13 protein-coding genes, 4 tRNA genes and 9 pseudogenes are annotated in these 21,166 nt (G+C 49.9%); 16 read left to right on the plus strand and 10 right to left on the minus strand.

Annotated elements, in window-relative coordinates; genetic code table 11:
- Positions 1-1,206 precede the first annotated feature (1,206 nt).
- Together GPOALKHO_RS01010 and GPOALKHO_RS01015 are read right to left on the minus strand one after the other, a co-directional pair.
- A tRNA-Lys gene (locus GPOALKHO_RS01010) sits at positions 1,207-1,282 on the minus strand.
- 18 nt (positions 1,283-1,300) lie between these two features.
- Positions 1,301-1,376 (minus strand) — tRNA-Val (locus GPOALKHO_RS01015).
- Positions 1,377-1,643: 267 nt separating this feature from the next.
- Here GPOALKHO_RS01015 and gltX point away from each other — a divergent pair.
- Positions 1,644-3,053, plus strand: coding sequence for a glutamate--tRNA ligase (gene gltX, locus GPOALKHO_RS01020; RefSeq protein WP_406702576.1), 1,410 nt, complete (start codon positions 1,644-1,646; stop codon positions 3,051-3,053).
- A 115-nt stretch (positions 3,054-3,168) separates the two neighbouring features.
- Positions 3,169-3,241 (plus strand) — tRNA-Ala (locus GPOALKHO_RS01025).
- Between the two features lie 131 nt (positions 3,242-3,372).
- Here GPOALKHO_RS01025 and GPOALKHO_RS01030 read toward each other — a convergent pair.
- Entirely contained in the window at positions 3,373-4,557 is a 1,185-nt protein-coding gene (locus tag GPOALKHO_RS01030) for a NupC/NupG family nucleoside CNT transporter (RefSeq protein WP_406702577.1), read from the minus strand.
- A gap of 331 nt (positions 4,558-4,888) precedes the next feature.
- Between GPOALKHO_RS01030 and GPOALKHO_RS01035 the strand changes: the two are divergent.
- Positions 4,889-5,822, plus strand: a pseudogene (locus tag GPOALKHO_RS01035) (divalent metal cation transporter); the annotation flags it as partial.
- Positions 5,823-5,864: 42 nt separating this feature from the next.
- Here the strand turns inward: GPOALKHO_RS01035 and GPOALKHO_RS01040 are convergent.
- Positions 5,865-6,463 (minus strand): annotated as a pseudogene (locus tag GPOALKHO_RS01040) (aldo/keto reductase); the annotation flags it as partial.
- 136 nt (positions 6,464-6,599) lie between these two features.
- On the opposite strand from GPOALKHO_RS01040, the pseudogene GPOALKHO_RS01045 reads away from it, so the two are divergent.
- From GPOALKHO_RS01045 to GPOALKHO_RS01055, 3 genes and pseudogenes are all read left to right on the plus strand, one after another.
- A pseudogene (locus GPOALKHO_RS01045) lies at positions 6,600-7,304 on the plus strand (amino acid racemase).
- A 163-nt stretch (positions 7,305-7,467) separates the two neighbouring features.
- Positions 7,468-8,433: a glucokinase gene (gene glk, locus GPOALKHO_RS01050; RefSeq protein WP_406702578.1), complete on the plus strand. Its 966-nt coding sequence runs from the start codon at positions 7,468-7,470 to the stop codon at positions 8,431-8,433.
- A 294-nt stretch (positions 8,434-8,727) separates the two neighbouring features.
- Positions 8,728-8,901: a hypothetical protein gene (locus GPOALKHO_RS01055; RefSeq protein WP_406702580.1), complete on the plus strand. Its 174-nt coding sequence runs from the start codon at positions 8,728-8,730 to the stop codon at positions 8,899-8,901.
- A gap of 499 nt (positions 8,902-9,400) precedes the next feature.
- Here the strand turns inward: GPOALKHO_RS01055 and GPOALKHO_RS01060 are convergent, their stop codons facing one another.
- From GPOALKHO_RS01060 to GPOALKHO_RS01080, 5 genes are all read right to left on the minus strand, one after another.
- Positions 9,401-9,523, minus strand: a complete 123-nt coding sequence (locus tag GPOALKHO_RS01060) for a hypothetical protein (RefSeq protein ID WP_406702581.1) — start codon at positions 9,521-9,523, stop codon at positions 9,401-9,403.
- A 1,119-nt stretch (positions 9,524-10,642) separates the two neighbouring features.
- Entirely contained in the window at positions 10,643-10,801 is a 159-nt protein-coding gene (locus tag GPOALKHO_RS01065) for an Arm DNA-binding domain-containing protein (protein WP_406702583.1), read from the minus strand.
- A gap of 157 nt (positions 10,802-10,958) precedes the next feature.
- Positions 10,959-11,033, minus strand: a tRNA-Arg gene (locus tag GPOALKHO_RS01070).
- Positions 11,034-11,317: 284 nt separating this feature from the next.
- Positions 11,318-11,512 carry a hypothetical protein gene (locus GPOALKHO_RS01075; protein ID WP_406702585.1) on the minus strand — a complete coding sequence of 65 codons (195 nt, stop codon included), beginning with the start codon at positions 11,510-11,512 and terminating at the stop codon, positions 11,318-11,320.
- 114 nt (positions 11,513-11,626) lie between these two features.
- Positions 11,627-11,770, minus strand: coding sequence for a hypothetical protein (locus GPOALKHO_RS01080; RefSeq protein ID WP_406702586.1), 144 nt, complete (start codon positions 11,768-11,770; stop codon positions 11,627-11,629).
- A gap of 729 nt (positions 11,771-12,499) precedes the next feature.
- Here GPOALKHO_RS01080 and ccmA point away from each other — a divergent pair.
- The 9 genes and pseudogenes from ccmA (at position 12,500) to sixA (ending at position 17,230) form a co-directional block, all read left to right on the plus strand.
- Positions 12,500-13,074 (plus strand): annotated as a pseudogene (gene ccmA, locus GPOALKHO_RS01085) (cytochrome c biogenesis heme-transporting ATPase CcmA).
- Between the two features lie 20 nt (positions 13,075-13,094).
- Positions 13,095-13,410: pseudogene (locus GPOALKHO_RS01090) on the plus strand (heme exporter protein CcmB); the annotation flags it as partial.
- A 358-nt stretch (positions 13,411-13,768) separates the two neighbouring features.
- Positions 13,769-14,144, plus strand: a pseudogene (locus GPOALKHO_RS01095) (cytochrome c-type biogenesis protein CcmH).
- A gap of 38 nt (positions 14,145-14,182) precedes the next feature.
- The gene (locus tag GPOALKHO_RS01100) at positions 14,183-14,347 is read left to right on the plus strand and encodes a hypothetical protein (protein WP_406702587.1); all 165 of its coding nucleotides are present in this window, start codon (positions 14,183-14,185) and stop codon (positions 14,345-14,347) included.
- Positions 14,348-14,381: 34 nt separating this feature from the next.
- Positions 14,382-14,714 carry a hypothetical protein gene (locus tag GPOALKHO_RS01105; RefSeq protein ID WP_406702589.1) on the plus strand — a complete coding sequence of 111 codons (333 nt, stop codon included), beginning with the start codon at positions 14,382-14,384 and terminating at the stop codon, positions 14,712-14,714.
- Between the two features lie 279 nt (positions 14,715-14,993).
- Entirely contained in the window at positions 14,994-15,752 is a 759-nt protein-coding gene (gene mlaA, locus GPOALKHO_RS01110; RefSeq protein ID WP_406702591.1) for a phospholipid-binding lipoprotein MlaA, read from the plus strand.
- A gap of 351 nt (positions 15,753-16,103) precedes the next feature.
- A pseudogene (locus GPOALKHO_RS01115) lies at positions 16,104-16,376 on the plus strand (YfcZ/YiiS family protein).
- A 52-nt stretch (positions 16,377-16,428) separates the two neighbouring features.
- Entirely contained in the window at positions 16,429-16,596 is a 168-nt protein-coding gene (locus GPOALKHO_RS01120; RefSeq protein WP_406702593.1) for a hypothetical protein, read from the plus strand.
- Between the two features lie 151 nt (positions 16,597-16,747).
- A complete protein-coding gene (gene sixA / locus GPOALKHO_RS01125) occupies positions 16,748-17,230 on the plus strand; it encodes a phosphohistidine phosphatase SixA (protein ID WP_406703307.1) in 483 nt (160 codons plus the stop codon).
- A gap of 2,604 nt (positions 17,231-19,834) precedes the next feature.
- Here sixA and GPOALKHO_RS01130 read toward each other — a convergent pair.
- Positions 19,835-19,995: pseudogene (locus tag GPOALKHO_RS01130) on the minus strand (Smr/MutS family protein); the annotation flags it as partial.
- Positions 19,996-20,536: 541 nt separating this feature from the next.
- On the opposite strand from GPOALKHO_RS01130, the pseudogene GPOALKHO_RS01135 reads away from it, so the two are divergent.
- A pseudogene (locus tag GPOALKHO_RS01135) lies at positions 20,537-21,084 on the plus strand (HemK family protein methyltransferase); the annotation flags it as partial.
- Positions 21,085-21,166: the final 82 nt, after the last annotated feature.

Raw genomic sequence — 21,166 nt, forward strand, 5'->3', positions numbered from 1 at the left:
TAGCCGTCTTGGTACTTACGATCATCCCAGCATCACATCCTGGTAACTGATGGCATAAATGTTACCCCAGTTGCTGGCTTGCGGTGTTAGCCAAAAACATCTAACCGAAGCGGAAGATTCCGTTGTCCAATTACAGCCGTAATAGCCACCCCTGCTGTCACCTTTGTCGTCTTTCATTCATTAAGTATCGATTGATAATATTTCAATCTGAATCGCGCTCGGCTTCGTAGGAGAGGCGGATAGCGTATTTTAGAAGCTAAAACACCTTCATATAAGGTGTTTCAATGAAAGAACTGAGACCGCGCTGACGCTAACATCTACCTAGCTACTGCCGACGCTGAAGCTAGCTTCAGTTTTTCTGTCCTCAATGCTGGGTGATCGTGGTTAACCAATTTACTCATGCCAGCAGCGTCTAACCAATAAAGTCTTGTCCGCGTATAATTGGTAACACTATGCATTTTATTTTCCTCAATGGTTTTAGTTAGCTTGAAAAAATTGAGAATTGGTCTGTCACAGGTTTTTAACAATTAAGTGTGCCTGGTGATATGTTATCAAGAAAACAGAATGGTAAATACTTGAATTGGGGAAAAGAGAAATAGCATTATTGCTGCAATAGTAAATATCTTTACCATCTAGAAAGGAATACACACTTCAAGCAATTCGGCAGTTTTGCTGTTGGTCAGAAGTATGGTAATGGATGCCATATTTATGAGAGTCAATCATAAATTTTGGTTACTTTGAGCCTAAAGAAGGATGCTGTTTCCAGCAACGATATCAATTCCTTATTCTGCTCAGTTGTAAGGGTATTATTTATTCATGGATATAAAGTCTTGTTATTCATTCCACTGGCGCCCATAAACGTGATATTGCTCCAGAGGATTTTATAACACCGCCATAGGCACTATGTTTATATATAGTCAAGCAATGATATATTATGATATTTGCGCCGATTAGCCTGCTGTGGCATTTGAAGTTGATGTAACGAGCTAGTGAATCGTAGGCAACGTAATCGATTTTTGTCTATGACAGATAGCGTGGTCGTTTTGCGTTTTGACTAGATAAAGGAGAACAGGGCACAGAGACTACCGTCTGCGGCGGCGAATAGCAACCTGAACGCACGGACGTATTTGCAGCGTGCCTTTGACAGCAGCACGACAGGGTAGGCGACGATGTGTACAGCAGGCAAACGGAGAAGAGAAAAAGAAGTGGTGGGTCGTGCAGGATTCGAACCTGCGACCAATTGATTAAAAGTCAACTGCTCTACCAACTGAGCTAACGACCCACCTAAAAACGTCAGAATTGGTGGGTGATGACGGGATCGAACCGCCGACCCCCTCCTTGTAAGGGAGGTGCTCTCCCAGCTGAGCTAATCACCCCGCTACGTGGAGTCGCATTATAGGGAACCGCCGCAATGAGTCAACGATTTTTCCTGTGAATTTACGTGTTCGTATTAAATTTAGCCATCCTGGGCGGCGGTCTTAGGCCATGATGTGTGTGAAAACCGCCCCGATGAGGAAGACAGGCGTTGAGGATTCTGGTATGAGTGGTAGACTATTTGCCACTTTTTATTCTTGGCCGGATTGACTGGAAGTACCATTCCGGCCCTTCGCCATGCGTAATGCGTAATGAAGGCAATGTAGCTGATGAAAATTAAAACCCGTTTTGCACCCAGCCCCACGGGCTATTTGCATGTTGGTGGCGCGCGTACCGCGCTCTATTCGTGGCTGTTTGCCCGCAAACTGGGCGGTGAATTCGTGTTACGCATTGAGGACACCAATCTTGAGCGCTCAACGCAGCCGGCGATTAAGGCAATTATGGACGGTATGAACTGGCTCAACTTGGACTGGGATGAAGGTCCATATTTTCAGACTAAACGTTTCGATCGCTATAACGCAGTCATTGACGACATGCTGTCCCATGGCAGTGCTTATAAATGTTATTGCCCCAAAGAGCGGCTAGAGACGCTGCGCGAAGCGCAGATGGCTTGTGGCGAAAAACCGCGTTACGATGGACGATGTCGCGACAGCTACGACCATCACGCCGCAGATGAACCCTGCGTGGTGCGTTTTAGCAACCCGCAGGACGGCTCAGTGGTCTTTAACGATCTTATCCACGGGCCTATCGAGTTCAACAATCAGGAGCTCGATGATCTAATAATCCGCCGAACCGACGGATCGCCCACCTATAATTTCTGCGTGGTGGTGGATGATTGCGATATGGCGATAACCCATGTCATCCGAGGTGAGGACCATATCAATAATACGCCACGGCAGATTAATATCCTCAAGGCCCTGGGCGCACCTGTGCCGGATTATGCCCATGTCCCGATGATTCTGGGCAACGACTACAAGAAGCTTTCCAAACGCCACGGCGCGGTGGGGGTCATGCAGTACCGCGATGATGGTTTTTTGCCGGAAGCGCTGCTGAACTATCTGGTGCGTCTAGGATGGTCCCACGGTGATCAAGAAATTTTCAGCGTCGACGATATGAAGCGACTATTCAGCCTTGACGCGGTAAGCAAATCCGCCAGCGCGTTCAACACCGAAAAACTACTGTGGCTTAATCATCATTACATCAATCATCTTCCGGCTGACTACGTTGCCACGCATCTGGTCTGGCATATTAAGCAACATGGGATCGATACCCGTACTGGGCCCCAATTGGCGGATCTGGTAAAACTGCTCTGCGAACGCTGCAAAACGCTCAAAGAGATAGCCGCCAGCTGCCGCTATTTCTACGAAGATTTCAGCGAATTTGATGTCGATGCGGCCAAAAAGCATTTGTGTCAGGTGGCAGCCCCGGCGCTGCAGGCGGTTCGCGCTAAGCTAGCGGCGCTCAATGAATGGACGCCGACTTCAGTGCATGCGGCCATTGAACAAACGACCGAGCAACTGCAGGTTGGCATGGGCAAAGTGGGTATGCCGCTGCGCGTTGCGGTAACCGGCGCCGGTCAGTCTCCAGCCCTTGCTGTTACTGTGCATGCAATAGGTCAGTCGCGATCTCTGGCACGCATTGATTTGGCACTGGATTTTATCGCCCAGCGGGCGCAATAAAGGGCCCATCACGGCTTTTCCAGCGTTTGGCCCGTTTGGCGATTTAGCCATTGACAGAGCTTGTTGGAATTCATATCATGCGGCTCGTCTACCAGAGCGACATCATGATGTATACGGGGCTATAGCTCAGCTGGGAGAGCGCTTGCATGGCATGCAAGAGGTCGGCGGTTCGATCCCGCTTGGCTCCACCGATAAAAAACCGGCCGAGGCTGGTTTTTACGTCTGAAGCGGGCGTCTTCAGAAAAACGGTCCGGCTAGGGTCCGGCTAGACTGACCCCAACCGACAGGCCGAAGTACATCTCACGCGGCAGGCCTAGTGCTAAATCACCAGGCCTGCGATGGCGGACGACAGCACGCTGACCAACGTAGAGCCATAGACCAGTTTCAGGCCGTAGCGGGAGACCACGTTACCCTGATGTTCGTTCAGGCCTTTGATTGCGCCGGCGACAATACCTATCGAGGAAAAGTTGGCGAACGACACCAAAAACACCGACAGAATCTCCACCGAGCGCGGCGATAATTCACCGGCGACTTTCTGTAAATCGATCATAGCCACAAATTCATTCGACACCAATTTGGTAGCCATGATGCTGCCAACCTGTGGCGCTTCATGCGCGGGCACGCCAATCACCCAGGCAAACGGAAAGAAAATATAACCGAGGATGCCCTGGAAACTGATGCCAAACAGCAGGCTAAACAGCGCGTTAACGGCAGAGATTAGCGCGATAAACCCGATAAGCATCGCCGCGACGATAATTGCCACTTTAAACCCGGTGAGGATGTATTCTCCCAGCATTTCAAAGAAACTTTGTCCTTCATGCAGATGGTTCATCTGCAAATCTTCTTCTTTTTTTACCCGGTAGGGATTAAGCAACGATAGAACGATAAAGGTACTAAACATATTAAGCACCAGCGCCGCCACGACATATTTTGGCGCCAGTATGGTCATATAAGCGCCGACGATGGACATGGACACAGTCGACATCGCCGTGGCGGCCATAGTGTACATGCGCCGTTCAGACATTTTGCCGAGGATATCTTTATAAGCGATGAAGTTTTCCGACTGGCCGAGGATCAACGAGCTCACGGCGTTGAATGATTCCAATTTGCCCATCCCGTTGATTTTAGACAGTACAGTACCGATGATGCGGATAACAAAGGGCAGCACGCGGATATGCTGCAGGATGCCGATAAGCGCCGAGATGAATACAATCGGGCAAAGGACGTTCAGGAAGAAGAACGCCAAACCCTGTTTATTCATATTCCCGAACACAAAACCGGTGCCTTCGGCGGCAAAACCCAGCAGCTTATCGAACAGGGCGGAGAAACTTTGCACGAAGCCCAGACCGATGTGAGAATTGAGGAAAAAGTAGGCGAGTAAAATTTCAATTGCTAACAGTTGGATAATAAAACGCACGCGAATGTTTTTACGATCGCGGTTAACCAGCATTGCCAGGCTCGCCACCACGGCGAGTGCCAGGACAAAGTGAAAAATACGAGACATAGTTGCTCCAAAAATGAGGCAGGCAGAATTCGCCGCTCATTCTATTTAACGGGGCAGGTAAAAACGAGTTAATAAGTTGCAATACAGCAAAATCCTCCTTCTCTCCCGCGTGGCCATCGTCCACACCCGAAATTTATACACTTTATTAATTATTAGTATCAAAATGATAATGACCACGATATAGTATAGTATGTACTTTTGTCAAGGTGAAACGACGTTGAGCCCAGGCCGCCAGCCCGTGCATTAATAGCTATTATCGTAGAGATAAGAAGAATTGCTATAAATACACTTGATGATCATTATTATTTGTTTATTCTCATAAACATGTTCTATGATTGACGGCCGTGCCAATCGTGCAGCGAGAAAAGTGAACCCCCCTATTCGGACCAGCTTTTACCGCTAATATTATGGCGATGCTGATTCAGCTTTTGTCCACGAAATTGGGATCGCCACCGATCTGGTTGAACATATCAGCGATCGTTTTCTCGTCCGTTGGTCTAGGCCTATAGGTACAGGTGGAAATCATCGCGATGGCTACTGATCTGTCAGAATTTATCGACGCCGCCATCGGCAAATGCTGCTGAGCAACGCTGCTTCAAGGCGCAATACTTACCGGCGTTGTCACCCCACCTTCAATCTTGATGCTGAAAATCGCGGGGAAAAACCGCTTGAAGTACGGCTAAGCGGTATTCTTGGCCGCCGGTGCATCGGGCGGCCAAGAATACCGCACGCAGTTTATTTGCACTCCTCATTAACCCAGAACAGCTGCGTGGGCAGCCCGCGCCGAACGTTTAAACTGGATGTGGCCATCATGACGACTGCGGGTTCGTCAATCTGGCAATGATGGTAACCGCAATGGCGGTGTTTCATTTCAGCGGACAGATATCGCTGGTTTGGATGAAGCCTACTTGACGTTGTCGCCATTGCTCAACCATACCGCCGCCGCTACGGTGTTCTGTTTGAGTCTGGTCGCGGTGGGACTCTTATCCACGGTGGTAGGCATGATGGCCGATCAGGTTGTGATGTAGGATTTGTGCATTCCCATATCCCGCTGTTGCTTCGGCAGGTGATAAACATGCTGCCGTCGTTTATCGTCATTCTACTGGGGGCTGGATCCGACGTGTATCCTCTCAGCTTTTGCATCGTGCTGGCGCTCATGCCGTTGCCGGTATTTCACCGGCAACCTCCAGCTAGTAAAATTGGTTAATAAGCCGATCATCAACATATTGTGCTGGCCTATCGTGGCGGTAGGCGTCACGCTGGACCCCAGCTCGCGCCCGCTAAATTTCCGGTTAGACAACATGGCGGATGCCGTTAGTGTACCTATCGGTCAGTACTCCGCCCGTCAGCGGCGAAAAGGTGATTGCGTCGACGGCATGGCTGGCCAGACTGGATAATAATTGCGGTTCCGCCCAGGAATACCGAATATTTCGGCTGATGAATAAGACAGGGTGTGTCAAGCTCACACAGCAGATCGAATGTCCGCTCCTCCTTCCGGCCGGTGATGATAGAAAATATCCATATAATCCAACCTCAGGCGCCATAAACTCTGATTCAGGTTAGCCACCAGATACTTCTTCGATCCACAATCACAATAAGACATGGTGTAGTCCGCCTTGGTGGAGATAATCAAATTCACCACGGTAGGGTGTAAAATCCTCGCGCAGCAGCCTGCTAAAGTTTTCCTCTGCCGATTCCGGAGATGGGCCATAATTATTGGCAAGATCGAAATGGGCAATGTCCAGTCGAAGGTATGACGCAACATTTTGCGGTTAGTATCCAACAAGGTGGCATCGCCAAAATTGTGCTAAACCCCAGCGAGACCGCCAGATAACTTCAGTCCGATGTTGCCACAGTGGTGATATTCCATCGTTTCGTAACGGAACGGGTTTGCCTGATATACCATAGAGATTCCTTACTGTTCGCCAAAATGAGAAAAAAGGCGTCAGAATGACGTGGGCTAACGCTGCGCCAGACGGTATCTTTATCGAGCGCTGGAAATAACACAAGAATTATCCACACGGACACCCCAAGGAAAGCGGATGAAAACATTGGGATTGCTAGTCGGCATGAGTTTGGAATCCACCGTGCCGTATTATCGGTTAATCAATCAGGGTGTCAGCAAACGTCTGAGCGGATTGCACACGCCTCCATGGTTTTGGCGAGCGTGGATTTCGCCGATATTGCCCGCATGCAGTCCTCAGAGTCATGGCAAGAGACGGGAGAGGTTTTGTCCGAGCGCGCGTCGCTGCACCAAGTCAGCGCCAAGGGCGTCGTCCTGTGCACTAACACCATGCATAAAGCGGCGGATATTATCACGCAGCGCTGTCCGCTACCACTGCTGCATATTTCTGATGCCAACGCTCTCCACATCAATCGCACGAAGGTGCGGCGGGTCAGTTTGCTCGGAACCCGCTCCATGGAAGAGGCGTTTTATCGTAACCGACTATCGGCGCTACACGGGCTGGAAGTAGTGGTTTCAGGGCCTGACAAGCGTAAGCGGATGTACGACATCATTTTTACCGATATGACATCATTTTTACCGAACTGTGTTTAGGCATTTTACGCGACGTTCCCGGCGGACGCTGAGCCAGATTATCGCCGAATTGCAGTTGGAGGGAGTGGAAAGGGTAGTGTTGGGAGACACGGAAATCGGCTTGCTGCTCAGCCAGGATCAAGTCTCGGTTCCGCTATTCGACATCACGGCGATTCATGCCGCAACAGCGGTAGAATTTGCCGTTGGCTAAAGGGACGATCGGCGGCGGCACCGCCCGTTGTCATCATTCCTAAGTGGTTATCTAGCTTATATAAATGAAGCTTATAAATATTATTATTTTACTATTGATATTAAAGCTTGTCGTCCGGCTAACGCCTTGCGGCAAGCGATTGAGCAAGTGGAGCCTGAAACGAATGACAAATTATGTCCTGGTCGGCGATGTTGGCGGAACCAATGCCCGGCTGGCGTTGTGCGATGTGGACACGGGAGAAATCTCACATATCCATACCTATTCCGGAGATGATTACGACACCCTGGAGCGAGTTATCTGCCATTATTTGATCGGCCAAAAGGTTGCAGTCAAAGAGGCCTGCATCGCTATCGCCTGTCCGATAACCGACGATTGGGTTGAGATGACCAATCATTCCTGGGCGTTCTCCATCAAAGCGATGAAAGCAAGCCTTGAGTTGGAGCAGCTCGAAATTATCAATGATTTTACTGCAGTATCGATGGCTATTCCGATGATGACAGCAAAAGACGTCATTCAGTTCGGCGGTGGTCAGGCCATCGCCGGAAAGCCGATTGCGATTTACGGTGCTGGCACGGGGCTGGGTGTCAGCCATTTGATCCAAACGAAGAAGCAATGGATTAGCCTGCCGGGCGAGGGCGGCCATGTGGATTTCGCGCCTAACAGTGAAGAAGAGGATAATATTCTGTCGGTGCTACGCGCAGAGTTAGGGCACGTTTCCGCGGAGCGTGTACTGTCCGGCCCTGGACTAGTGAATTTATACCGCGCGATCGTCAAAGCCGATGGACGCTTGCCAGAGAATCTGCTGCCCAAGCAGGTGACAGAGCAGGCGCTGGCCGACAGCTGTATCGATAGTCGCCGCGCGCTCTCGCTGTTCTGCGTACTGATGGGCCGTTTCGGCGGCAACCTGGCGTTAAATATGGGGACTTTCGGCGGCGTATATATCGCCGGCGGTATCGTACCGCGCTTTTTGGATTTCTTTCGCGCCTCCGGTTTTCGCGCAGCATTTGAAGATAAAGGGCGTTTTAAGGATTATCTGCTGAATATTCCAGTGTACTTGATTCGCCATCAGCAGCCCGGATTACTTGGCGCCGGCGCCCATATGCGCCAACTTATGGGCCATCAGCTTTAACATGCGCGCTTCCCGCACCCGCCGCGGGCGGGTACTCTCCTTCCCATCGCCGTGTTTTATATAAGCGCAGGCCGGTGGGAAATTTACCTCGTGCGTTTTCCGCGCCACAGCACAGGCCGCCGTTCTGCGCTTTGAGACTCTGGGGGATTAACCGTCGCGTCTGGCTATCCTTTGGCTTTTGCCATGAGCCGACATTATGCCGGCCGATATCAGAGTCCTATCATCAAGCGAAGGGCTTTCATCTTGCCGCGACTGACCCGTCACCTCACAATCAAAATCGTTAAGGTGAAGCAGGTGGGTATTGTTAAATCAGGGCACAATTTCTCCGATTTTATCTTTGTTGATGGTGTAAGAGCGGCGAAAATACGTCATCCGGAAAACGGGCGCAAAATCCGTTATCTCCATCAATATCGTGTAGATTTCGCTGGCATAAAAACCTGCGTGACCTTCTCCTGCGCGGTGGCATAACAGAGGTTTTCATGTCGGATAATGCGTTCATCTTTGATGAGATTAACGGTATGGCTGTTGCGGGCGCCGGGAGTGCTGAGTGCGCTGAGCTGGGTAGGGGGTCGGTGGCCTCAAGCTTTTGCAGCATGGTGACGCTACGCTGCTCGTAGAAGGGCTTGCTAATACATCAAACACAGCTCAAAGGTTTTAAGCAGTAATAAAAAATAATCGCCAGTCTCAGGTGGCAGCGATGTCCAGATGGTTGTGTTTTTACAAATAGCATAACTCTTCCTGGAAATTAGTCTTCAACAATAATGGCTTTCATTCTGTTTCGCTTGTCAGCCGCGAAAATAATTATACGTTAGACAGCCCGCTTGCGGCCGTCGGCGGTCAAATAAAACTAAATCTCAGTGCCGAGCTCCCAGAGACGGATGTGTAATCTTTCGTCGCAGAGCAAGGTGGCCCGTTAATGCATATTGAGTAATCCGATGCGTCACGACAGCTGTTCGTTGCGCCGCACCTACTCAATTGCCGCCTCGCTGATGCCGCTGTCGGTATCGGTGACGAAAATGCGAATACGCTCCTGCTCGGCTTTAATGGCAGTCACCACCGCGCTACTACCATATCCGATGGCGTTCGTCAACGGTTGAACGAGTAGACTGGGAATGGTGAACGACGATTCTTCATCAATATCGTAGATGACGGTAAGTCTATTGCCGAAGCGCGCCTGCTCAATCGCGATATAATCTTGAATTTAGTAAAGCTTTTTTAATATCAATGTGTTCGTCGTTCAATTCCAGATTAATAGCATGAAAATATGCAGATCGATACACGGTTGACTTCGATACAGAAAGCGAAGTGGCATTTAAATTTTCCATGAAATTGAGCAGGGATATTCCTGTAAAAAGGTTTTATTATAGTATAGTCATCCATAATAATTCTCCGTTTAACAAAATTAGATGGAATTACACTTAAATTATCTTTAAGTCTGTGGTATAGCTTGAAGAGAAAAAATATAATGACCATGATGATTGCATGCGGGAGTGAATGGCTATTCATCCCATCGAGATAATTAGCATATCATCGTATCATTTCTCCTTGCTTATTGAGATATTAAGCATAATTATAAATCTCTCTCGCCTTGTTCAACAAGTACAAGTTGACTCTCTATCATATCCGGATCGAAACCGTGCTCGTTTGAGATTGTACTCATCTGATCACGGAACCCGTGACTCATGGCCATACTATTAAAGCTGATACGAGCGGATTTGCTAGAGTTTCCATGTAGGCTTATTTTGTCATTTCTCCCTGGAGAGTGGTATGTACAGTGGCCAGTGATGATAGGCTTTAAAAATTAAAGTAAAGCAACTAATGGACACAGGCACAATATGAGGCCAGCGAGGCTTTATCAATTCTGCGGGTATTTCCAGTGTCTTATTCTCAAGATTGATTTTTACCGGAGCACCTCTACCAATAAACCGGCCAATGTACGATTAAATCCCCCTATTCGGTTTATGAAGAAACAGGAAATTTCAGATAAATGTAAAAATGTCTTTGTCAAACATGCTCATGATTTCGGTGGCATATTTCTGACCATCTTTTTCGGCTTTCAGCACCAGGTCGCGACACTGCAGGCGTTTTAACGCTTTCTTGTCGCTGGCTGGATTGTTGCCGGCCTGTCTTTCAGTTTAGTTGGCGCCTGGATGGCTCTGGCTCTGACAACGATATGCCCGGATAATCATCAGTGCTAAGTGCTTGTTCCTCACCCGAAACGATAACGTATCCGCCAGACCTTGGCGCCAGACTGGGTTATGAACAAAAAAAAGCCGCCCATATCGGACAGGCGATAACCTTTGTCTTTTGGTTTGGCTTGCTCTATCTGCTTTGCGGTTAGGATGTGTGGGTATCGCTGTAAGGGCATTTAGATTATGCTCGTATGAATGCCCGCGAGAGTTCGGCATCGTCAATGTATTTTATGTAATGTCAAGTAATTGCAATTTGGCCGGAGGCATTGTATGGAAAAGGCCAGGTAATGCGGGGCTATGCACGTGGAATGCTTAGCACGTGGAATGCTTAAATGGTATCCCCGACAGGAATCGAACCTGTAACTAGCCCTTAGGAGAGGCTTGTTATATCCGTTTAACTACGGAGACATGTCACGCAACAGTCAGTATAGCGTATCTAGCCACGGAAATAAGCACTTGGCGGCGCGTTTGCTCAATGCCTGGCCAAAGGCGGCGTTACTCGCCTCATGGAGAGAAACTCGTATTAAGAGGGAGAGGGACTGACGTCAGAGAGGATGTGCTGCGCATGCTTCATGCTGGCCAAGTGGCATCGCGCGCATTGCGCGACTTAAGTCTTTGGCGTCACACAAAGGGCCTGCCGCAGTGCCCGGGTCGGGACTAATCTTGCTTGTCGGAGGCCGTTCTATATGCCGCTAGCGGCGGATGTCCCGCCGGTGATGGCTCAAGTCGTTGAAACGGATAGAAAATTGCCACCACGAGATATTGCCGTTGAAGACCAAACACAGGATTTCGATCGATCCCACCACGATATGGGTCAAATTACCGATGCATATTAAATATGTAATCAGGATAATGATGAGTAACTCATTGTGTTTTATGGGTATCATCTAGACCAGCGATGCGATGATTCGGCCGGAGATAATGGCGTTGCAAAATATCTCCACAGGGTGTTGCCCATCGCCCCTTGGAAGAGCGAAATAAGAGCCGCGCGCATAGCGCTGTCAAACACAGGCAGGTAGATTAAAGGCGAAAGCCATCAACACCGTGCCAATCGGGTTACTTACCAGCACCACGTCCCAAAGCCGCATCAGGATAACAAAATTATGATGGGTCGGTTTATACATAAACGGCAGCACGGCGGTCAAGGTGCTCTCCGTGAGCAGATGCTAGCGCGCCATGATGACAACCACAAAAACAATGGTGTAGTCCAGATTTTCGACAAAACCGATTGCGCCTTCAGGGAGCACGCGCGTGAAAACGCCCTTTGCCATTGCGAGGTGCCCATCGACAGGTCGGCTGACATGGCGGACATTCTAATGCCAGACTGTCACCTTCCAGCCCTTTCTCTCCTTCCTGGCGAATCTCTTCATGTATCACGGCGGCGGGGAAGGGAGGTTATCCTCCTTCACCTCAATCACCTCAATATCGATTCCTTCTTCATTCTCTTGGCTTTCAACTGCATGCTCTTTGCCGCCGGCATGGGAAAGCTCGTCGTCCCGAAGCGGGCTATGGTATTTGCTGATGGGCGACGGGGTCTTTTCGCGTGTCTGGTGCGTAGATTGGTCTCTTTAACAGCGGCAAGGATCGCAAACCTTAAGCATAGCGGATATGGCGCAATCGGTCGCGTGCGTGCGGCGGCGGTCGTGAAAATATGTCCAACTATAATTTAGGGTGAATGAACAACAAAATTTTAACGTTACTGGTTGCATACGTTTTATTGATCTAATACAGACTTTCGGCAACAGACAGAAGGCAGCATCGGCGACGGCTTTTCCTGCGATGCCCAGTGTTATGATACGATCCTTTGTTAATACATGGTTTAATTTCTGATGCTAGCAATCCACAATTTAGCCTGTGTGCGATGATCGCCGCTTATTTTTAGCGGATTGAACGATGAGAGCGGTCCCGGTGATTAGGTGCAAATAGAGGGCGCGAACGGTGCCGGCAAAACATCGCTGCTGCGGATCCTTGCCGGTCTGGCACCACCGGATGATGGTGAGATCCGCTGACGCCAGCGCCCGCTACGTCAGTGCCGGAGCGACTATTGTCATGAGCTGCTTTTAGGCTATTAGGCAGGCATTAATGCCGCCCTAACGCCGTTGGAAAATCTGCTATTTATCAAGGCATCGGTGGAGCACGACATGACGTGAGATCGGGCGGGCGCTTGAGTAGGTAGGGTTTAGGAATGTGAAGATGTGTGCACAGCGGGGTTATCGGCGGGGCAGCAGCGGTGTATCGCCTTGGCTAGACTGTGGTGACGCCGGCGTTGATTTGGATCCTGGATGAGCCGCTCACGGCGCTCGCCTCCATGGGCAAGGAGTTGATTAGGCAGTTTGAGCAGTATTGCGCCACTGGCGGCGTGGTGATTCTAACCACCCATCAACCATTGCCGCTCTCGGCGTGTCGGGTACGCAAGATGGCATTGGATATGGCGTCATGTTCTGGTTAGTGTTGCGTCGTGAGCTGTAGCTGGCGTGGCGCTATGGCAATGAGCTAGCTAATCCGCTTTTCTTATTGTTATTACGCTATTCCTTTGGGAATAGGCCGGAGCTGGCGTTGCTCAAATGTATCGCGCCGAGCGTCATGTGGGTAGCGGCGCTATTGGCCTGTCTGCTCTCTCTATGAACGGTTGTGAACGGTTGTTCCGCGACGATGTGCGGGACGACTCGCTAGACAATTGCTATTATTGCCGGCGCCGTTGCCGCTTACAGTACTTGGTTAAAGTCTATACCAATTGGCTGGCATCGGTCTACCTCTGTTGTTGATGTCTCTGCTAGCGGCGCTTTCACCGTGCAGTTGACGCGCAGCGCCACGGTGGCGGTTTTACGCACCTGGGGTCGGCGTTGATAGGAAAACCGTTGCCGGCTATGACCATGGCGTCTTTGTGCCATCTGTCTGCGCTGAGTATCAATTCCTTAACGGCCTCGCCGCGCGGGGCGCGAGGATCCTCGGCATCAATTACAAAGGTAGTCGCAAGCAGCCTTGGCCTGGCTGAACACGTTCAGCAACCCCTACACCCTGAACGTGATAGACGGCAACGGAATGCTTGGTCTATGGGATGTATAGCGCCGGCGATATGAACGACCGGGTCTGTCGGTAGGGGATTGCGCCGCTCTTACTTTCCAGTAAGGTGGGGAAAAATGATGTGCTCAGCGATATTGGCGTCGTTGGGCGACCTGCTGCTTAGTACTTACGCTGCGGAGGCGGTTGATATTCATCAATTCAGCAGCGTGGCGCAAGAACAGCAGTACCGAGAATTGATAGCCGAATTATGCTGTCCGAAATGCCAGAATACCAGCATCGCCGATTCGAATGTCGTCATCGCCGACAAATATGCGCGATAAAGTTTATCACTTGATATTGCAAGGCCAGAGTAAACAATAAATTGTAGATTATATGGTGGCGCGCTACGGCCGTTTCGTCACCTATACGCTTACGCTCTTGCTGTGGCTTGGCCGTTGCTTATCAGTCGCCCACCGCAAGCACGCCATCAGCGCGCTGTCGTCGGCGCAACAGTAGCGTTTGGCGCGAATTCTGCCTGCCGATAGGGATGCGCCATGATAGCTTCTCTGCTTCTGGCCGTCCGTCCTGTCGATGCTTTTTGTCTGCGCGCTTTTGTGCTACCGACGCTGCGCTATCGCAGCGAAACCGAAACCGTTAGCCGTGATCAACTCATCAAGCGCTTTTATCAGCGCCGGCTCCATGAGTGGCCCACGTGGTGAGTGTCGGCGCTGGCGTGGTCCTCGCTGCTGCGTTGTGTGCTTATCCCGGGGTGGACTGCTGCTGGCGGTGGCGCTGGGAATGCATGGCCTGACCGGCGGCGCGAGTCAGGTACTACGCAGGCGGCAGACGGTTAACGAATTTCCGCAAGGGCAACCGTTAAGTACCGAAGTACTTAGCCGTTTCGCCGTCGATTTGCGCGCCGAGCTGCAACAGCATCCGGAGGACAAGCAGAACTGGCTGATCCTCGGCCGTCTCGGTGTAGTGCTCGATAACATCGATATGGTGACCCAGGTGTTCGCTAAGGCTAGGCGTCAAGCGCCGGAGGATGATGCCATTGCACTACTTAGTGCTGACCCGTTCTTCTGATTCGACGGCAACGGCAGCGGGCAATCAGCTGCCGCGCGAGATTATCACTAAACACCTACATAATCTACAGATACTATCAGCAGCCCATGATGCCAAGCGATCGCGCTGTGGCACGAGGTGTTGGCCCGTCTGCCAGCTACCGACTCCCGCGCTGACGCCTTTTGGCAGTACATTGAGTAGGAAAAGGCGCAGGGCTGGCTGGAGTGGGGCGCTTTGAACGGTTGAGATAGACCAGCAACTTCCCTAGCGATGGTATAAGAAAATACAATGGAGTTTATAATGCATTTCCGCCTGTCAGGTGTCGCGTTTGCCAGTGTCCTGCTTCTGGGGTGCGCCACTCATCAAAATCAGGACGACCAAGGCCGGCCAGATCCTCTGGAAACTTTCAACCGCAGCATGTTTAATTTCAACTATAACGTGCTGGATCCCTACGTGGTGCGCCCGGCGGCTGTGGCCTGGCGGGATTATGTGCCGAAGTCGGCGCGTAACGGGTTGAGTAATTTTTTCACCAACCTGTCAGAGTTCGCTACCACGGTCAACTACTTTGTCGAGGGCAAGCCATACAAAGCGATGGTGCATTTCAATCGCTTTTTCCTTAATACCTTGCTTGGCATGGGGGGCTTAATCGATGTAGCCTCCATGGCGAACCCAAAACTGGCCAAAGAGGAGCCTCGGTGCTTCGGTAGTACGCTGGGCCATTATGGTATCGGTTATGGCCCGTATGTACAATTGCCTGGCTACGGCAGTTTCACGCCCCGTGAGGACGTCGGCGGACTGGTCGATGACCTCTACCCACTCTTGAACTACCTGACATGGTGGATGTCCGCCGGCAAATGGGCGCTGGAAGGCCTGGAAACCAGTGCCCAACTGCTGGATTCGGATGGCCTGCTGCGCAATTCGCAAGATCCTTATGCCATGGTGCGTGCCGCCTATTTCCAGCGCCATGATTTCCTGGCCAGTGACGGTATGTTGACGCCGCGGGAAAACCCGAACGCCGCCGCGATCAAAGGCGATCTTAACTCGATAGATGCCCAATAAGCGGAGCTACCCTGTGGTCGATGGGCTAACGTCAGGATGGAAGAGAGGTCGTGCGCCGATCGGTAAGGGCGTGTGTGCGGACAAGGGCTGAAGTGTAACGACCCGACCCGGAGCGGTGATGTTAGTGTCATCGCACAGGGTATGACGTTCCGTTTATGGCGCTTGCTATATCGGTAATGCGCTGGGAATAGCGAGCAATTCCGTTTACCTCGGGTGACAAAACACGTCCTTGACGGCTCTATCGTCCGCCTGATCTGCTGTTAACGCCGGCGCAAGGGGCGTATAATTGTTTTTCCTATAATAAGTAAGGATGACCAGCGCCATCCCGGATTACCGGGCGAGGAGAACACAATGGCGAATGCACTGAACAAATGCAGCGCAAATGAAACGGCAGCCTGCTGTTGTGTTGACGTTGGCACTATTATTGATAATGAAAACTGTAAGGCGAGCTTTAGCCGCGAAGTTACGGTTCACCAGTAAGTGGAATCGATGTTGGCCACGCTGACGGAAAATCCCGCGCGGGGTGAAATCCGATCCTTGCCAAATCGATGCCAGGATTAAACCGTAGGACAACGATTTCACTGTCAGGTGAAAGCGCTGATTTTCCAACTGGACCTGTGTTAACGCCCGTGCCGAATCTCTTTGCTGAACTTTTACGGCGCGGCGGGGAACCGTTTTGTTCCACGTTGAAAATATTTCCACTGTGTTTATGCACAATTTGACTAAAGTGTTGTCATGGCCTGATAGTCATCGTAAAGGCGCGGTGCATTTTCATTCCGAAATCGCGGCTCGCGTGCAAATGGCCTTGCGCGTGATATTGACTTCTTGGGTGGAGTTGATGTAAAAGACAGCGTTTTGGCCAGATGAGACTGTCCATCTGGCACGGTCGTTATGTCGTCACCGCAAGTACATGGCGGCACGATCCGTGCGTCGATGGCAGGCTGTGGGCATTCCCAAGCCGACTGGGCGCGTTTTCCCAACAACAACGGTGCATTATGCAAGTTCTAATTATGCGGCATGGCGATGCTGTTTCCGAGGCCGCCAGTGATGCGGAAAGGCCCCTAACCGATCGGGGTCGTGACGAATCCGGTCTGATGGCGCGCTGGCTTAGCGGCCAAGCAGCAGATATCGATCGGGTATTGATCAGTCCCTATTTGCGCGCTAGGCAGACGCTCGACACCCTGCAGACATATCTGGTATTGCCGGATGGCCATGAAGTGTTGCCGGAGCTGACGCCAGGCGGAGATGCCGGACTGGTGTGCTGCTATTTACAAGCGCTGGCGAATGAAGGGCTTACCCGGGTGCTAGTCATCTCCCATTTGCCGTTGGTGGGATATCTGGTGGCGGATTTATGCCACGAGAAGCAGCCGCCGATGTTCGCCACTTCTGCCGTGGCAGGCGTGGATTTGAACGCCGTCAGCGGCAGCGGCAAGCTGTGCTGGCAAATGGGGCCAATGCAACTGCTGTCGAAAGTCTGAACAAATGGCGTGCGGACGCAGCGAAAACTGTCCCTTGAGAGGTGACTTATAACCTTCCCATACTAGACCGTTGCCGCGACGACGTTTTTGACGCTGACGCCGCTACGACAATGCTATGGCTTACGTCTAACGGGTTTCGCGCCCTGCTTAGTGGCTTATCGCTCTGTCGCGCTGGCGAAAGACTGAGTGGTGCTTTGGCTGAGATCGCCGCTTTTGTGGCACTTAATCTTCCCGATGCGGGTTAGCAGGGCGCTTTGTCAGGGTGAGGATCGGCAGCAGATGTCTTATTCTTACCGCTCACCGTATTTTGTGCGCCAGACTTGTCTCGCCTTCCGGCGCGTCTTCGTCCGTCCTTAAGAAACATTAACCCTCAAATCCATCCCCTCCACAAAGCTCATCCCTAATGTCAACCGTATTCGCCATAAAGCGTGGTTTACACGGTGAATCCGCTGGTGCTATTAGGCTCCGTGGTCAGGTGGAGACAGTCGGTACCGTCCGGTCTAGGAGGGAGGTTGTGGTTGCGACTTACTTGGGTGAAACGGTATATATTGTTATATAACAAATCAATTAATAATTATTAATATATGAAAGTTTTGTGTTTGTTAACATATTAAGACTTGCGAAGAACCGGCGACATTTTGACCAGCGGAAACAGGAGTTTAATGGGAATAAACTGAAAAATTTAGGTAATCAAGCACTGTAAGCCATTCCGTTTATTATCCTGCATTCCAGGTGATTCGCTCACACAAACGGCAAAATTTTGTTTGGTCGGGTTACCAAATACCGCGCCCACAGCGGCGGTTATTTTCACCCTTATTCATGTTGCACCCTTATTCATGTTGGCATCAACATTTACCTGACTAATTTCATCTGTTGTGCGGTTAGCATAGTTTGCGGTTTCATTTTTGCGTGCACTATCGAAGAAATGGCGACAATTGTTTTAAGCGAACCCCCACTACCCTTTTATCAAGTCATGACCTCAATGGGAGTTGAATACATTCAAGATTAAGCCGATTTCAGACTTCTCAGCCGGCGCGCATTAAAAGCGTTATTAACTTTATACAAAATATTTGTCTGTGTGATATGGTTCAGTTAGCAAAGGTCTTTTATTCACGCGCGGTGCGCGTGGCTAGCGAGAGAACTGGACATCGATATCGCTTTCTATTTTGTTTTTCGTCTGTGTGCAGTTACTTTGCCTCAGTGTGCTTGGAATACAAGCGCAAGTGGCTGATGTTATCCAGATATAATATTTTAAATAATAATCCTAAATAATGGCAGATAAACCGCAATGAGTAATCATAATTTAGCACTGAATAAAAAATTACTGAACGGTAAGTAAGCTTGCTGCACTCATTGCCGTTTTGTTGATTTGGTTGGCTATCGGATTTATCCATCAGTATTACATCTATCTTATCTAATTTTATGCAGGTGCTTGCACTTGTTATCGTAGAAAACATAGCCTGCCGAAGGTTTTTCCTATGGCAATCAGATGATCTTCCTCCGTTCTAGTTATTTTATCGCCATTGTCATGCTGCTTGGGATGTCTGATTATAAATCTTATATCGTTAGCTCTACGCTCAGTCGGTGTTCCCGCGTTGTTCTAAACGATCTGAATATGATATTAGGGCAACAATCGCATTGGCAAATATTTTATTAGCGCTTGTCGCGGCTTTAGAGTCACTCATTAGAGGTGCATTGGTGGCACTGTTACTGGTTGTGTTTTTATTCATTTGCTTCGGTGTCGGCAGAAGCCTTTTTCTTTAGTGTTATCATTAGCTGGCATCATCGTCGGTTTTGTTGGTAATGCAGTATTACCTAGACACACCAGTCCCCTCGAAGTGCAGTTGTTAACGTTTTATAATTTTCCCGCTGTCATGGATAATCTATCATAATTCGTAATTGTCCTGCTGAGCTCAACAATGGTCACGGATTATTTTGCAGGAATGCAGATAGTCAGTGTGGGTTTCCTGCTTTATATCCTATTTATATCCAAAGCATCGACATACTACTCTGTTACATGGCCTCACTTATTTAGGGCTATGAAAAGAGTGTGGGAAAGCTGGCCGCCGTTAATGATGGTGAGCCTGGCTTGATCAACTTTTTCTTGATACTCGTAGCGATAGGTATCGTAATCGGTTTATTCGCGGTGTCAAGTCTGAAGCCCGACCAACCACGTCACGTGCAATGGACTATGGCGGCTCTCTACAGCGCGCTGGTATCTCGTAGTAAGCAATAAACACTTTAATCTCAGTATTCATATCACGTTCCATCGCAATCTCTAATATCTATAAAATTCACAGCGTAGACTCTTGATAATATTATTGCTAAATGCGATTGATAATCGGGTGTTGCCATGAATGGAAACAACTTTGTTTCTCTGCATCACAGGAGGTGTTTTACTATTTAAACCAGGATGTCGAAACAGATAGGTTAGCAAAAGATCGGATAGTGAAGCGCCATCAATGCATTAACTGACCCCCGATTGATTATTAGCGTAAACACTTGCGCCAAATCCTAGTAACCGGATGGCTTCGCTATCGTAGTAATCGTCATCTTTAGGATGCCAGCTCCATTCAGTGCTAAATAAAACCTTTAATATCAATAATATTGTGCTAGCCATAAGGGGAATCTGTTGCTTTAAAATATGTTTGCCGTATCTATACGCAGGCGCAATACACATTTTCTCGTCGGCAGGCGGCAAGAAGTGCGCCGAGCTCCTGTTTTACCTCCGCCTGCGTGAGTCCGTGCAGATCTAAAAACATCTCCAGCAGCTTTTCATCTAATGAGGCCCACATCCGAGCGGACATAGCACGACACTCCCCTTCCTGAAGCAGGGACTGGGATGCATCGAAAAGTAAAACTGGCGTCCACCTGCTCCTGAATCAATCGTCACTGGAGTAGAGTGGATTCGTATGCCGCAGCGGTGGTTTTACCCGGCTCTGTGGCAGCGGCTTGACACCTACCACCGTCTGCCTGACATAGCGGCAGATCGTCCTCCGTCAGTGTCAATCGTTTCTTCATTGTTTCGCTCTGCGCCTAGTATTTTATCTCAGTTTACACTTTCCTTACCGTCGACGGCGAAAAAGTGGCGCCGGTTTCCCTTCAAGGCTTACCTGGCTGCTGCTTTGTCAATCACTTCATAGAACACTAGCACTTGTTGAAGAAAGTGAAGGTCACGAAGGGTGGATTGGACAAAATTTTGGATGAAGATTTTGGATGAAGTAGTAGCGGAAATATATACCTACAGGATATGCTGTGTTGGACGATCAACCGGTTTACGCCGCGCAGTTCTATTACGGTCACAGTAATCCCTGGGATGAACCGGTTACAGCTAGTTTCGCAATCTACCCCACTCCGGTGCGTATCCTTGATATGTTTACCGGTAGTGGTTGCATTGCCATCGCCTGCGCTCCGCCCACCCAGAAGTGGGGGTAGACGCGATGGATGGGGGTAGACGCGATGGATATTGCCCGGTGTATTGGTGGTGGCGGAGCAAAATATCCAGGCGCACGGCGTTAAGCATCAGGCCACTCCGATTCGCTCCGATTTATTCCCTGACTTACCGCCGCTGGCCTATGACGTGATCGTGACTAATTCTCCCTATGTGGATGAAGAAGATATGAACGATTTGTCGGCGGAGTTTAACGCTGAACCGGTGCTGAGCCTGGCTGCCGGCAGCGATGACCTAAGTTGGTGTGGCATATTCGATATCTTGCCAAGAATGGCATGTTAGTGTGTGGTGAATTTAGTGGCGCAATACCTGCAGGTGCCATTCCGCTGGCTGGAGGTTGCCATAAGGTGGCGACGGTGTATTCATGTCGACGCGGCAACAGTTGATCCCCTGCGGCGAATAAGCTGCACCATGATAAAACCCCCGGCGCGGCCGCGGAACTCGCGTGCAGCCATGTTGTGTCTGTTTTATATATCAAGAATTGG

The organism is Sodalis sp. (in: enterobacteria) (genome assembly GCF_036327475.1).
In the GTDB taxonomy this organism is placed as follows: Bacteria; Pseudomonadota; Gammaproteobacteria; order Enterobacterales; family Enterobacteriaceae.